Raw genomic sequence first — 12,019 nt, 5'->3', positions numbered from 1 at the left:
CATGTTGATTCCCCGCAAGGTCAAGCACCGCAAGCAGCACCACCCCCGTCAGCGCGGCATCGCCAGCGGCGGGACGTCGGTGAGCTTCGGTGACTACGGCATCCAGGCGCTGGAGCATGCCTACATCACCAACCGGCAGATCGAGTCCGCTCGTATCGCCATCAACCGGCACATCAAGCGTGGCGGCAAGGTGTGGATCAACATCTTCCCGGACCGCCCGCTGACCAAGAAGCCCGCCGAAACCCGCATGGGTTCGGGTAAGGGTTCGCCGGAGTGGTGGGTCGCCAACGTGAAGCCCGGCCGGGTGCTGTTCGAGCTGAGCTACCCCGATGAGAAGACCGCGCGGGATGCGTTGACCCGCGCGATCCACAAGTTGCCGATCAAGGCGCGCATCGTGACTCGAGAGGATCATTTCTGATGGCAGTGGGAGTGACTCCTGGCGAACTTCGCGAACTGACCGACGACGAGTTGAAGGACAAGCTGCGCGAGTCCAAGGAAGAGCTGTTCAACCTGCGCTTCCAGATGGCGACCGGTCAGCTCGCCAACAACCGTCGGCTTCGTACGGTGCGTCAGGAAATTGCGCGTGTGTACACAGTGCTGCGCGAACGTGAATTGGGCCTGGCGTCCGGGCCCGCGGGTGAGGAATCGTAAAAATGGCAGAGACTAAGGGCCCCAAGCACACTCCGCGCGCGGAAAAGCCGCGCGGGCGGCGTAAGACCGCTATCGGTTACGTGGTGTCGGACAAGATGCAGAAGACCATCGTGGTCGAGCTGGAAGACCGTAAGAGCCATCCGCTCTACGGCAAGATCATCCGGACCACCTCGAAGGTCAAGGCGCACGACGAGAACGGTGACGCCGGTGTCGGCGACCGCGTCTCGCTGATGGAGACTCGTCCGCTGTCGGCCACCAAGCGGTGGCGGCTGGTCGAGATCCTGGAAAAGGCCAAGTAGCCCGATCGCACACGACGAGCCCCCGCCGCGGCGGGGGCTCGTCGTGCGTCAGCTGTCACCCTTGGCCTCGCGCCAGGCCCGTTCGAACGGCAACCGCCATGCGTTCGGCGCGATCAGTTGGTGAATGGCGTTGGGGCCCCAACTGCCCTGCGGATATGACTTCGTGGGCGGCGGGTCGGCGAGCAGGTCGGCCGACCGCTCCCACAGCGACTCGATGCCTTCCGCAGTGGTGAACAGGGTGTGGTCGCCGCGCATCGCGTCGAGCATCAGGCGTTCGTAGGCCTCCAGCACGTCGGTGCTGCTGCCGACTTCCTGCGTCGAGAACTGCATCGACAGCTTCTCCAGTTTCATGCCGGGGCCGGGGCGCTTGCCGTAGAACGACAGCGACACCTTCGAGTCCTCGGCCAGGTCGAAGGTGAGGTGGTCCGGCCCCTGCGCGCCGACACCCGAGCCGTGCGCGAACATCGTCCGCGGCGCCTCCTTGAACGCGATCGAGATGATGCGCATGCCCTCGGCCATCCGCTTACCCGTGCGCAGATAGATCGGTACGCCCGCCCACCGCCAGTTGTCGATGCCGACCTTGAGCGCGATGAACGTCTCAGTATCGGAATCCTTTGCCACACCTTCTAATTCGCGGTATCCGGTGAACTGGCCGCGCACCACGTTCTTCGGGTCGACCGGCAGCATCGACCTGAACACCTTGTTCTTCTCCTCACTGATGGCGCGCGGCTCCAACGCCGTCGGCGGCTCCATCACCACGAAGGCCATCACCTGGAACAGATGGGTGACGACCATGTCCTTGTATGCCCCAGTGCTCTCGTAGAAGTTCGCCCGCTCGTCCAAACCGAGCGTCTCGGGGATGTCGATCTGGATGTGGTCGATGAAGTTGCGATTCCAGATCGGCTCGAACAGCCCGTTCGCGAAGCGGAAAGCCAAGATGTTCAGCGCCGCCTCTTTACCGAGGAAGTGGTCGATGCGGAAGATCTGATCCTCACGAAACGTTTCGTGGACAAAGTCGTTGAGCGCCACGGCACTTGCCAGATCGGTGCCGAACGGCTTCTCCATCACCACGCGCGAGCGGTCCACCAGGTTCGCGTCCCGCAGCGTTTCGATCACCGCGTGCGCGGCCTTCGGCGGCACCGACAAGTAGTGCAGCCGGCGTACGCCCTGGCCGAGCTTCTTCTCCGCTTTCTCGACCGCGGCGGCCAACGCGTCGGGTCCCGCGCTCTGCGGCACATAGGTGACCGTTTCCGCGAACCGTCCCCACTGCTCGGTGCTGAGTTTGTGGGTCCCGAAATCGTCGATGGCCGACTTCGCCACCTCGAGGAACTCGTCCTCGGTGAGCTCTTCCAGCGAGGTGGCGACGATCTCGATGTGGGGTGCCAGCTCCGACTGGTCGAGATAGGCCAGCCCGGGGATCAGTTTGCGTCTCGCAAGATCGCCTGTCGCGCCGAACAGGACGACCACATGCGGATCGACCGCGACGTCCTCCTGTCGGTATGGGCGCGAGCCCGGAGCGGGATAGGAGATCATCTGTGGCTTGCTGGTCGTCACTCTCGGCATACTCCCACCGCCACACTGTCCCTGCACGCTTACCGTCCGCCCTTAACGTTGCACGAAGCGTGCCAGCCTAAACACCGGGTGCGTATGCGCTGCCCGGACGAACTCGTCGTCGGCCGAATCCATGCCGACGTCGAGATAGGGCAGGACGAAGAACCGCCGGAACACGGCCACGATCGGGCGCGGTATGCCGGGTGGACCAGTCAGCAAGCTGCTGCGCAGCACAGGTCCGGCTTGTTCGGCGGGCAGCTCGACCGCGCAGACCTGCTCGACGTCACCGCCGCGGCGCAGTTCGGCTCGGCCCTCGGCGGCGCGCAGGTTGCGCACCCAGTTGACGATGCCGTACGACGCCACCAGGTACTCGCTGTCGCCGTGAGGGAAGACGACCAGCGGGACGCTGACAGGCGTGCCGCTCTTGCGACCCCGTACGGTCAGCACGGCGAAGGTGCCGATCCGGACGTCGCCGCGGATGAGTGCCCGCATCACGGCGTTGTTGAATCGGACAAAGACGTTGACTCGGTAGGCTTTTGGCATCGTCAGTCCGCGGTGGTTTCCAGGGCGACTCGGTAGATCGCGGGATGAGCAGCGACGGCGAATTCCTGCATGGACCGCTGCGCGACATTGACTCAGCGCAGTGTGAAGCCGCAGTGACCGGAAACCGGGAAGCGTCGACCTGCCCCTGCGGGATCTCGAAGATGTTGATGAGGTGATCGGTTCACTGTCCATACCTCTATGACGCAGCGCGGCGGCCCGACATGACAAGCGCGCTAGGGTAGCTTCGCTGCGGCTGTGGTTCACGGTCAAGGACTACGTCGCTGCGCGGCAACGGCGGTTCGCGCAGCATCGCAGAGACATGGTCACCGCATGTCAACCATTGCGGGACAGCGTGTTTGGTGGCAACGAGGAACACTTCGTGTGGTTCGTGGCAGGTGCGGGTGCGTGGTTGGGATGGCCGATCCCGTTCGTCGCCGTGCAGCGGTGGCTGAACCGGCAACCCGGACTGGCGCCGTCGTCAATTTCCGGACTAACCGATGGGCGGGGTGTAACCTCCGGTCGTGGCGAAGGAATTCAACGGCAAGATCGAGCTCGACATTCGGGATTCCGAACCGGACTGGGGCCCGTACGCGGCGCCGACGGCGCCCAAGGACGCCCCCAATGTGCTGTACCTGGTGTGGGACGACACCGGGATCGCAACCTGGGACTGCTTCGGCGGTCTGGTCGAAATGCCGACGATGACCCGCATCGCCCAACGCGGTGTGCGGCTGTCGCAGTTCCACACGACGGCGCTGTGCTCGCCGACCAGGGCGTCGCTGCTGACCGGACGCAACCCGACCACCGTCGGCATGGCCACCATCGAGGAGTTCACCGACGGCTTCCCCGGATGCAGCGGGCGCATTCCCGACGACACCGCACTGCTGTCCGAGGTCCTCGTCGAAAACGGATACAACACCTACTGCGTCGGCAAGTGGCATCTCACTCCGCTGGAAGAGTCCAATCTGGCTGCCACCAAACGACATTGGCCACTGTCCCGCGGATTCGAGCGGTTCTACGGCTTCATGGGTGGCGAGACTGACCAGTGGTATCCCGAACTGGTCTACGACAACCATCCGGTCGCACCGCCGGCAACGCCCGAAGACGGCTACCACCTGTCGAAGGACCTGGCCGACAAGACAATCGAATTCATCCGCGACAGCAAGGTGATCGCGCCCGACAAGCCGTGGTTCTCCTACGTGTGCCCGGGCGCCGGGCACGCCCCGCATCACGTCTTCAAGGAATGGGCGGACAAGTACGCCGGAAAGTTCGACATGGGCTACGAGCGCTACCGCGAAGTCGTGCTCGAGAGCCAGAAGAGGTTGGGCATCGTTCCGCCCGACACCGAACTGTCCCCGATCAACCCCTATCTGGATGTCAAGGGCCCCAACGGTGAATCGTGGCCGGCGCAGGACACCGTCCGGCCGTGGGATTCGCTCACCGACGACGAGAAGCGGTTGTTCGCGCGAATGGCCGAAGTGTTCGCCGGCTTCCTGTCCTACACCGACGCCCAGATCGGCCGCATCCTCGACTTTCTCGAGGAATCCGGTCAGCTGGACAACACCATCATCGTGGTCATTTCCGACAACGGCGCCAGCGGCGAGGGCGGTCCGAACGGCTCGGTGAACGAGGTCAAATTCTTCAATGGCTACATCGACACCGTCGAGGAGAGTCTGAAGCTGATGGACAACCTCGGCGGGCCGGAGACCTACAACCACTATCCGATCGGCTGGGCGATGGCGTTCAACACGCCGTACAAACTGTTCAAGCGGTACGCCTCCCATGAAGGAGGCATCGCCGACACCGCAATCATCTCCTGGCCCAAGGGAATAGCGGCGCACGGCGATGTTCGGGACAACTACATCAACGTGTGTGACATCACGCCGACGGTGTACGACTTGATCGGCATCACCCCGCCTGCGACCGTCCGCGGCATCTCGCAGAAGCCACTCGACGGCGTGAGTTTCAAACTGGCACTTGACGATCCGTTGGCTCCCACCGGCAAGGAAACGCAGTTCTACACGATGCTTGGCACTCGAGGCATCTGGGACAAAGGCTGGTTCGCCAACACCGTCCACGCGGCATCGCCTGCCGGCTGGTCGAACTTCGACAAGGACCGCTGGGAGCTGTTCCACATCGAGGCCGACCGCAGCCAGTGCCACGATCTGGCCGCCGAAAACCCGGAGAAGCTCGAAGAACTCAAGAAGTTGTGGTTCAGCGAGGCCGACAAGTACAACGGCCTGCCGTTGGGTGACTTGAACATGTTGGAGACGATGACGCGGTACCGGCCCTACCTGTCGGGCACCCGCGAGTCGTACACCTACTACCCGGGCACCGCCGACGTCGGCATGGGTGCCGCCGTCGAGATCCGGGGCCGGTCGTTCGCGATCATCGCCGAGATGACCGTCGACACCACCGGTGCCGAGGGAGTGATCATCAAGCACGGCGGTGCGCACGGCGGACACGTGTTGTTCCTTCAGGACGGGCGACTGCACTACATCTACAACTTCCTCGGCGAGCAGGAGCAAGCGCTGTCGTCTTCGAACGCGGTGCCGACGGGCAGGCACACGTTCGGCGTCGCGTTCACCCGCACCGGGACGGTGGAGGGCAGTCACACGCCGCTCGGCGACGCCGGGCTCTACATCGACAACGACGAGGTGGCGTCGCTGTCCGGGATGAAAATTCATCCGGGAACGTTCGGGCTGGCAGGCGCCAGCCTCAGCGTCGGGCAGAACACCGGGTCGCCGGTGTCACGGACCTACAAGGCGCCGTTCCCGTTCACAGGTGGCAGCATCATTCAGGTGAACGTTGACGTCTCAGGCAAGCCGTACGTGGATTTGGAACGCGAGTTCGCGCGGGCTTTCGCGAAAGACTGATGAAGCGCCTCGCAGCGGTGACGCTTGCGGTGGCCTGCGTGGCGACGGCGTGCGCGCGGACCAGCGACGGCTCTCCGGTCGCCGAACCGGCTGGCTTGGTCGCGGTGCGGCCTTCCGCTCCGCCGGCCACCGGCGGCGCGGCCCCGCCGACGGAATCGGGTTTCGGCGTCGTGCCCACCACGCGGGTACCGGTGCCGGCCAACAGTGTCGTGTGCTCGCAGATGCTCGAACCGAGCGTGCGGATGACCGCCGAAGTCGACGATCCACAGGCGCCGAGGATCACGGTGGGCGTGCCTGACAAATGGTCGATGACCGCGGGCACCGGCGACATCGGCGGCCAGTTGGACGGCCCCGGCGGCATGCAGGCGACCGTCACGATCGCGCCCACGCAGCTGGAGCCGGGTGAGGCCTTCAGGAAGTACGCCGACGACCTGATGGCCGAATCGTCGGTCAGCTCGGTCAGCGTGCTGCCCGGCGATTTGTGCGGTTACAGCGGGCAGAAGCTGATGGGCGCGTGGTCGGAGACGACGCAGAACGCCGCCGTCTACGAGGACCGCATCGCCCACATCTGGACCCGTGGCGGCAACAACTATCTGGTCGCCGTGCACGTGCAGGCGCCGCCGGGAACTCCCGGCTTCGATTCGGCCGCGGCGCTGCTGACCGAGGACTTCGAGATCCTCATCCCGTGACCGCACTGCTCACGGAGCTCGTCGCGTTACCGGGTGGGTCCTTCCGGATGGGCTCGACGCAGTTCTATCCGGAAGAGGCGCCGGTCCACACCGTGACCGTCGGCGCGTTTGCCGTCGAACGTCACCCGGTGACCAACGCCCAATTCGCCGCGTTCGTCGCCGAGACCGGGTACGTCACCGTCGCCGAGCAGTCCCCGGACCCCGCGCTGTATCCCGGTGCGTCGGCGCAGGACCTGGTGCCAGGAGCGCTGGTGTTCCGGCCCACCGACGGCCCGGTTGACCTGCGGGATTGGCGGCAGTGGTGGCACTGGGTACCCGGCGCCGACTGGCGGCATCCGTTCGGCCCCGACAGCGACACCGCAGACCGACTCGAGCACCCGGTCGTGCAGATCGCCTATCCGGATGCTGTCGCCTACGCCGCCTGGGCAGGTCGGCGGCTGCCCACCGAGGCCGAGTGGGAGTACGCGGCCAGGGGCGGCAGCACTACGACGTTCGCGTGGGGCGACGTCGCGGCTCCCGACGGCCGGTTGATGGCCAACACCTGGCAGGGCCGGTTCCCGTTCCGCAACGACGGGGCGCTGGGCTGGGTCGGTACGTCACCGGTCGGTACGTTCCCGCCCAACGGGTTCGGGCTGGTCGACATGGTCGGGAACGTGTGGGAGTGGACGACGACGCAGTTCTCGGCGCACCACCGGCTCGACGGACCCGTGGAATCGTGTTGTGGCCCATCGACTCCTGACCCGACGGTGGCCCAGACACTCAAGGGCGGGTCGCATCTGTGCGCAGCGGAGTACTGCCTGCGGTACCGGCCCGCGGCCAGGTCGCCGCAGTCACAGGACAGCGCGACGACGCACATCGGGTTCCGCTGCGTGGCGGGGTGACCAGCGGCGATTTGGTTCCTCGCAGGTCGTCACCTAGAATCAAACGGTTGCCTTGGGCAGACCTCGGATATCGGACACGAAATCCCTGCGTGCTCTTCGGTGACAGCAAGACCGCGCATGTCAGGTCGGAATCTGCCGTGCACACATTAACCAGGTCGAGGAGATCGAGTGATTCAGCAGGAATCGCGGCTGAAGGTCGCCGACAACACGGGCGCCAAGGAGATCTTGTGCATCCGCGTGCTCGGCGGTTCGTCGCGGCGCTACGCCGGCATCGGCGACATCATCGTGGCCACCGTCAAGGACGCCATCCCCGGTGGCAACGTCAAGCGCGGTGAGGTGGTCAAGGCCGTCGTCGTGCGCACCGTCAAGGAACGCCGCCGCGCCGACGGCAGCTATATCAAGTTCGACGAGAACGCGGCCGTCATCATCAAGGCCGACAACGATCCGCGCGGCACCCGCATCTTCGGCCCGGTCGGCCGCGAACTGCGCGAGAAGCGCTTCATGAAGATCGTCTCGCTTGCCCCGGAGGTGTTGTAGATGAACGTCCACAAGGGCGACACGGTGCTCGTGATCTCCGGTAAGGACAAGGGCGCCAAGGGCAAGGTCCTGGTGGCCTACCCCGATCGCAACAAGGTGCTCGTCGAAGGCGTGAACCGAATCAAGAAGCACACTCCTGTTTCGCGCACCGAGCGTGGGGCGTCCTCGGGCGGCATCGTCACCCAGGAGGCGCCGATCCACGTCAGCAACGTGATGTTGCTCGACTCCGACGGCAAGCCCACCCGCGTCGGGTTCCGCGTCGACGACGAGACCGGCAAGAAGGTCCGCGTCGCCAAGACCAATGGCAAGGACATCTGATGACGACTACCGAAAGCGCGGTGAAGACCCTTCCCCGGCTCAAGCAGCGCTACCGCGAAGAGATTCGCGAGGCGCTCCAGAAAGAGTTCGGCTACGCCAACGTCATGCAGATCCCCGGCGTGGTCAAGGTCGTCGTGAACATGGGTGTCGGCGACGCCGCCCGCGACGCCAAGCTGATCAACGGCGCGGTCAACGACCTGTCGCTGATCACCGGCCAGAAGCCCGAAATCCGCAAGGCCCGCAAGTCGATCGCACAGTTCAAGCTGCGCGAGGGCATGCCGATCGGTGCCCGCGTCACGCTGCGCGGCGACCGGATGTGGGAGTTCCTCGACCGGCTGATCTCGATCGCGTTGCCGCGTATCCGCGACTTCCGCGGGCTGTCACCCAAGCAGTTCGACGGCACCGGCAACTACACCTTCGGCCTGACCGAGCAGTCGATGTTCCACGAAATCGACGTGGACTCCATCGACCGCCCGCGTGGCATGGACATCACCGTCGTCACCTCGGCGACGAACGACGACGAAGGACGAGCGCTGCTGCGGGCTCTCGGCTTCCCCTTCAAGGAGAACTGAACGAATGGCAAAGAAGGCTCTGGTCAACAAGGCCAACAAGAAGCCCAAGTTCAAGGTGCGCGCGTACACGCGGTGCAGCAAGTGCGGTCGCCCCCACGCGGTCTACCGCAAGTTCGGCTTGTGCCGAATCTGCCTGCGCGAGATGGCGCATGCCGGCGAACTGCCCGGCGTCCAGAAGTCCAGCTGGTAACAGACCCCTACAGAACAGGTGCGCAGCAGGCCCAGACCGGGAACCGCTGCGAGGAAGGTAGACAGGCCCAGTCATGACTATGACGGACCCGATCGCAGACTTCTTGACACGTCTGCGCAACGCCAATTCGGCGTACCACGACGAGGTGACCCTGCCGCACAGCAAGATCAAGGCCAACATCGCCGAGATCCTCAAGGCAGAGGGCTACATCTCCGATTACCGCACCGAGGATGCCCGCGTCGGCAAGTCGCTTGTTGTGCAACTGAAGTACGGCCCGAGCCGTGAACGCAGCATCGCGGGCCTGCGCCGGGTGTCCAAGCCCGGTCTGCGTGTCTATGCGAAATCCACCAACCTGCCGCGGGTGCTGGGTGGCCTCGGCGTGGCGATCATCTCCACGTCCTCGGGTCTGCTCACCGACCGTCAGGCAGCACGACAGGGCGTGGGCGGCGAAGTCCTCGCGTACGTGTGGTGAGGGAGACGTAGATATGTCGCGTATTGGAAAGCAGCCGGTCCCGGTGCCATCCGGGGTCGATGTAACGATTGACGGTCAGAACGTGTCGGTCAAGGGGCCGAAGGGCACGTTGGAATTGGCGGTCGCCGAGCCCATTTCGGTGTCGCGCGACGACGACGGCGCCATCGTGGTGAGCCGGCCCGACGACGAGCGGCGCAGCCGTTCGCTGCACGGGCTGTCGCGCACGCTAGTGGCCAACCTCGTCACCGGTGTGACCGAGGGCTACACCATCAAGATGGAGATCTTCGGCGTCGGTTACCGCGTCGTCGCCAAGGGCAACAACCTCGAGTTCGCGTTGGGCTACAGCCATCCGGTGCTGATCAACGCTCCCGAGGGCGTCACCTTCGCGGTGGAAACCCCGACGAAGTTCTCGATCTCAGGTATCGACAAGCAGAAGGTCGGCCAGATCGCGGCCAACATCCGCCGCCTGCGGAAGAGCGACCCGTACAAGGGCAAGGGCATCCGCTACGAGGGTGAGCAGATCCGCCGCAAGGTCGGAAAGACAGGTAAGTAGACATGGCTGCTAAGACTGAGGGCTCGACCCGTAAGCCGGTGGGCCAGAACGTTTCTGCGACCCGGCGGGTTGCGCGGCTGCGTCGGCACGCCCGGCTCCGCAAGAAGATCGAGGGCACGGCCACCACGCCGCGCCTTGTGGTGAACCGTTCGTCGCGGCACATCCACGTGCAGCTGGTGGACGACCTCACCGGCACCACGGTGGCCGCCGCCTCGTCGATCGAGGCCGATGTGCGTGCCGTCGATGGTGACAAGAAGGCTCACAGTGTGCGGGTCGGTCAGCTCATCGCGGAGCGCGCCAAGGCCGCAGGCATCGAGCAGGTCGTGTTCGACCGCGGTGGGTACACCTACGGCGGTCGCATCGCGGCACTGGCCGACGCAGCGCGCGAAGGCGGGCTGAAGTTCTAATGACCAATAACGAGAGGACTGCATGATGGCCGAGCAGGCTGGCGCCGCTCCGGCGCAGGACAATCGCGGCGGTCGCGGTGATCGCGACGGCCGGGGACGACGCGACGATCGCGGTGGCCGTGGCGGCCGCGACGGCGGTGAGAAGAGCAACTACCTCGAACGTGTCGTCGCGATCAATCGCGTCTCCAAGGTCGTCAAGGGCGGTCGGCGGTTCAGCTTCACCGCGCTGGTGATCGTCGGAGACGGCAACGGCATGGTCGGTGTCGGCTACGGCAAGGCCAAGGAAGTTCCGGCCGCCATCGCCAAGGGCGTCGAGGAGGCTCGCAAGGGCTTCTTCCGGGTGCCCCTGATCGGTGGCACCATCACCCACCCGGTGCAGGGCGAGGCCGCCGCGGGTGTTGTGATGCTGCGTCCGGCGAGCCCCGGTACCGGTGTGATCGCAGGCGGCGCGGCCCGTGCCGTGCTGGAATGCGCTGGCGTGCATGACATTTTGGCCAAGTCGCTGGGTAGCGACAACGCGATCAACGTGGTGCATGCCACCGTTGCCGCGCTGAAGCTGCTGCAGCGTCCGGAAGAGGTGGCGGCCCGTCGTGGGCTGTCGATCGAGGACGTGGCTCCGGCAGGAATGCTGCGGGCACGTCGCGAGGCGGACGCGCTCGCCGCGTCGGCCGCACGTGAAGGGTCGGCGTAACCATGGCAGAGCTCAAGATCACGCAGGTGCGTAGCACCATCGGTGCGCGCTGGAAGGCACGCGAGAGCCTGCGGACGCTGGGGCTGCGGAAGATCCGTCAGTCCGTGGTCCGCGAGGACAACGCCCAGACGCGCGGCCTGATCAAGGCCGTACATCACCTCGTCGAGGTTGAAGAGGTTTAGCGATGACTATCAAACTCCATGACCTGAAGCCGGCCCCGGGTAGCAAGACCGCCAAGACCCGCGTGGGTCGCGGTGAGGGCTCGAAGGGCAAGACCGCCGGCCGCGGTACCAAGGGCACCAAGGCTCGCAAGAACGTCCCAGCGACGTTCGAGGGCGGCCAGATGCCGATTCACATGCGGCTGCCGAAGCTCAAGGGCTTCCGCAACCGGTTCCGCACCGAATACGAGGTCGTCAACGTCGGCGACATCAACAAGCTGTTCCCCAAGGGCGGCGACGTCGGTGTCGACGAGTTGGTGGCCGCAGGCGCGGTGCGCAAGAACACGCTGGTGAAGGTGCTCGGCGACGGCAAGCTGACCGTCAAGGTCAACGTCACCGCGCACAAGTTCAGCGGTAGTGCTCGCGAGAAGATCACCTCCGCGGGCGGATCCGCGACCGAGCTGTAGATCACGCATAGGGCCCCGCACGCTGCACTGAAGTGGTCCCCGGAAGTTGGACCCTGACGTAGGGAGCCTAAGCCGCGAGGGCCTGGGCCCGGTATTGGACCGGACTCAGGCCCTTGAGCTTTATTGAGATGCGTTCGTCGTTGTACCAGTGGATGTAGACGTCGCTT

19 protein-coding genes are annotated in these 12,019 nt (G+C 65.0%); 16 read left to right on the top strand and 3 right to left on the bottom strand.

What is annotated here, in order from left to right:
* Position 1 precedes the first annotated feature (1 nt).
* From rplP to rpsQ, 3 genes are read left to right on the top strand one after another with little or no spacing between them, the layout of a single operon-like run.
* Complete coding sequence (rplP, locus tag A5724_RS16750; RefSeq protein WP_067804081.1) at positions 2-418, top strand: 50S ribosomal protein L16; 417 nt, start codon at positions 2-4, stop codon at positions 416-418.
* Positions 418-651 (top strand): 50S ribosomal protein L29, encoded by a 234-nt coding sequence (rpmC, locus tag A5724_RS16745; RefSeq protein WP_067804078.1) that lies wholly within the window; start codon positions 418-420, stop codon positions 649-651. The genes rplP and rpmC overlap by 1 nt, the downstream gene beginning before the upstream one ends.
* A gap of 2 nt (positions 652-653) precedes the next feature.
* Positions 654-950, top strand: coding sequence for a 30S ribosomal protein S17 (gene rpsQ / locus A5724_RS16740; protein WP_067804075.1), 297 nt, complete (start codon positions 654-656; stop codon positions 948-950).
* A 48-nt stretch (positions 951-998) separates the two neighbouring features.
* Here rpsQ and zwf read toward each other — a convergent pair whose 3' ends face one another.
* Positions 999-2,504 carry a glucose-6-phosphate dehydrogenase gene (gene zwf / locus A5724_RS16735; protein WP_067804071.1) on the bottom strand — a complete coding sequence of 502 codons (1,506 nt, stop codon included), beginning with the start codon at positions 2,502-2,504 and terminating at the stop codon, positions 999-1,001.
* A 51-nt stretch (positions 2,505-2,555) separates the two neighbouring features.
* Positions 2,556-3,044: a nitroreductase family deazaflavin-dependent oxidoreductase gene (locus A5724_RS16730; RefSeq protein WP_067804068.1), complete on the bottom strand. Its 489-nt coding sequence runs from the start codon at positions 3,042-3,044 to the stop codon at positions 2,556-2,558.
* 521 nt (positions 3,045-3,565) lie between these two features.
* Here A5724_RS16730 and A5724_RS16725 point away from each other — a divergent pair.
* The 13 genes from A5724_RS16725 to rplO all read left to right on the top strand — a co-directional run bounded on the left by A5724_RS16725 (position 3,566) and on the right by rplO (position 11,852).
* Entirely contained in the window at positions 3,566-5,917 is a 2,352-nt protein-coding gene (locus A5724_RS16725; protein WP_067804065.1) for an arylsulfatase, read from the top strand.
* Positions 5,917-6,606: a hypothetical protein gene (locus A5724_RS16720; protein WP_067804062.1), complete on the top strand. Its 690-nt coding sequence runs from the start codon at positions 5,917-5,919 to the stop codon at positions 6,604-6,606. Before A5724_RS16725 ends, A5724_RS16720 begins: the two co-directional genes overlap by 1 nt.
* Before the next feature lie 5 nt (positions 6,607-6,611).
* Positions 6,612-7,487: a formylglycine-generating enzyme family protein gene (locus A5724_RS16715; RefSeq protein WP_067804560.1), complete on the top strand. Its 876-nt coding sequence runs from the start codon at positions 6,612-6,614 to the stop codon at positions 7,485-7,487.
* 168 nt (positions 7,488-7,655) lie between these two features.
* Positions 7,656-8,024 carry a 50S ribosomal protein L14 gene (gene rplN / locus A5724_RS16710; RefSeq protein ID WP_015305035.1) on the top strand — a complete coding sequence of 123 codons (369 nt, stop codon included), beginning with the start codon at positions 7,656-7,658 and terminating at the stop codon, positions 8,022-8,024.
* On the top strand, positions 8,025-8,342 hold the full coding sequence (gene rplX, locus A5724_RS16705; protein WP_067804059.1) for a 50S ribosomal protein L24: 318 nt from the start codon (positions 8,025-8,027) through the stop codon (positions 8,340-8,342). It begins immediately after the preceding gene.
* Positions 8,342-8,914: a 50S ribosomal protein L5 gene (gene rplE, locus A5724_RS16700; RefSeq protein WP_067804054.1), complete on the top strand. Its 573-nt coding sequence runs from the start codon at positions 8,342-8,344 to the stop codon at positions 8,912-8,914. Before rplX ends, rplE begins: the two co-directional genes overlap by 1 nt.
* Positions 8,915-8,918: 4 nt before the next feature.
* Positions 8,919-9,104, top strand: coding sequence for a type Z 30S ribosomal protein S14 (locus A5724_RS16695; protein ID WP_067804051.1), 186 nt, complete (start codon positions 8,919-8,921; stop codon positions 9,102-9,104).
* A gap of 73 nt (positions 9,105-9,177) precedes the next feature.
* The gene (rpsH, locus tag A5724_RS16690; RefSeq protein WP_067804048.1) at positions 9,178-9,576 is read left to right on the top strand and encodes a 30S ribosomal protein S8; all 399 of its coding nucleotides are present in this window, start codon (positions 9,178-9,180) and stop codon (positions 9,574-9,576) included.
* 13 nt (positions 9,577-9,589) lie between these two features.
* Positions 9,590-10,129 carry a 50S ribosomal protein L6 gene (rplF, locus tag A5724_RS16685; protein WP_067804044.1) on the top strand — a complete coding sequence of 180 codons (540 nt, stop codon included), beginning with the start codon at positions 9,590-9,592 and terminating at the stop codon, positions 10,127-10,129.
* 38 nt (positions 10,130-10,167) lie between these two features.
* A complete protein-coding gene (gene rplR, locus A5724_RS16680) occupies positions 10,168-10,536 on the top strand; it encodes a 50S ribosomal protein L18 (protein ID WP_197518703.1) in 369 nt (122 codons plus the stop codon).
* 25 nt (positions 10,537-10,561) lie between these two features.
* Positions 10,562-11,227 (top strand): 30S ribosomal protein S5, encoded by a 666-nt coding sequence (gene rpsE, locus A5724_RS16675; protein WP_197518689.1) that lies wholly within the window; start codon positions 10,562-10,564, stop codon positions 11,225-11,227.
* Positions 11,228-11,229: 2 nt separating this feature from the next.
* Positions 11,230-11,409 carry a 50S ribosomal protein L30 gene (gene rpmD, locus A5724_RS16670; RefSeq protein WP_067804035.1) on the top strand — a complete coding sequence of 60 codons (180 nt, stop codon included), beginning with the start codon at positions 11,230-11,232 and terminating at the stop codon, positions 11,407-11,409.
* Positions 11,410-11,411: 2 nt separating this feature from the next.
* Positions 11,412-11,852 carry a 50S ribosomal protein L15 gene (gene rplO, locus A5724_RS16665; RefSeq protein ID WP_067804032.1) on the top strand — a complete coding sequence of 147 codons (441 nt, stop codon included), beginning with the start codon at positions 11,412-11,414 and terminating at the stop codon, positions 11,850-11,852.
* A gap of 67 nt (positions 11,853-11,919) precedes the next feature.
* Here the strand turns inward: rplO and A5724_RS33170 are convergent.
* Positions 11,920-12,019, bottom strand: a 100-nt coding sequence (locus A5724_RS33170) for an IS3 family transposase (RefSeq protein ID WP_156752323.1), incomplete at its 5' end; no start/stop codon positions are given.

The organism is Mycobacterium sp. ACS1612, from assembly GCF_001667505.1.
GTDB lineage: Bacteria > Actinomycetota > Actinomycetes > Mycobacteriales > Mycobacteriaceae > Mycobacterium.
The sequence above is the reverse complement of the archived record's forward strand: the minus strand, read 5'-3'. Positions and strand labels throughout refer to the sequence as shown.

What these genes read in the sequence shown, in the direction of transcription:
- rplP (WP_067804081.1), top strand. Translation starts at nt 2, where the DNA reads ATGTTGATTCCCCGCAAGGTCAAGCACCGCAAGCAGCACCACCCCCGT.
- rpmC (WP_067804078.1), top strand. Translation starts at nt 418, where the DNA reads ATGGCAGTGGGAGTGACTCCTGGCGAACTTCGCGAACTGACCGACGAC.
- rpsQ (WP_067804075.1), top strand. Translation starts at nt 654, where the DNA reads ATGGCAGAGACTAAGGGCCCCAAGCACACTCCGCGCGCGGAAAAGCCG.
- A5724_RS16730 (WP_067804068.1), bottom strand. Translation starts at nt 3,044, where the DNA reads ATGCCAAAAGCCTACCGAGTCAACGTCTTTGTCCGATTCAACAACGCC.
- A5724_RS16720 (WP_067804062.1), top strand. Translation starts at nt 5,917, where the DNA reads ATGAAGCGCCTCGCAGCGGTGACGCTTGCGGTGGCCTGCGTGGCGACG.
- rplX (WP_067804059.1), top strand. Translation starts at nt 8,025, where the DNA reads ATGAACGTCCACAAGGGCGACACGGTGCTCGTGATCTCCGGTAAGGAC.
- rplE (WP_067804054.1), top strand. Translation starts at nt 8,342, where the DNA reads ATGACGACTACCGAAAGCGCGGTGAAGACCCTTCCCCGGCTCAAGCAG.
- A5724_RS16695 (WP_067804051.1), top strand. Translation starts at nt 8,919, where the DNA reads ATGGCAAAGAAGGCTCTGGTCAACAAGGCCAACAAGAAGCCCAAGTTC.
- rpsH (WP_067804048.1), top strand. Translation starts at nt 9,178, where the DNA reads ATGACTATGACGGACCCGATCGCAGACTTCTTGACACGTCTGCGCAAC.
- rplF (WP_067804044.1), top strand. Translation starts at nt 9,590, where the DNA reads ATGTCGCGTATTGGAAAGCAGCCGGTCCCGGTGCCATCCGGGGTCGAT.
- rpsE (WP_197518689.1), top strand. Translation starts at nt 10,562, where the DNA reads ATGGCCGAGCAGGCTGGCGCCGCTCCGGCGCAGGACAATCGCGGCGGT.
- rpmD (WP_067804035.1), top strand. Translation starts at nt 11,230, where the DNA reads ATGGCAGAGCTCAAGATCACGCAGGTGCGTAGCACCATCGGTGCGCGC.
- rplO (WP_067804032.1), top strand. Translation starts at nt 11,412, where the DNA reads ATGACTATCAAACTCCATGACCTGAAGCCGGCCCCGGGTAGCAAGACC.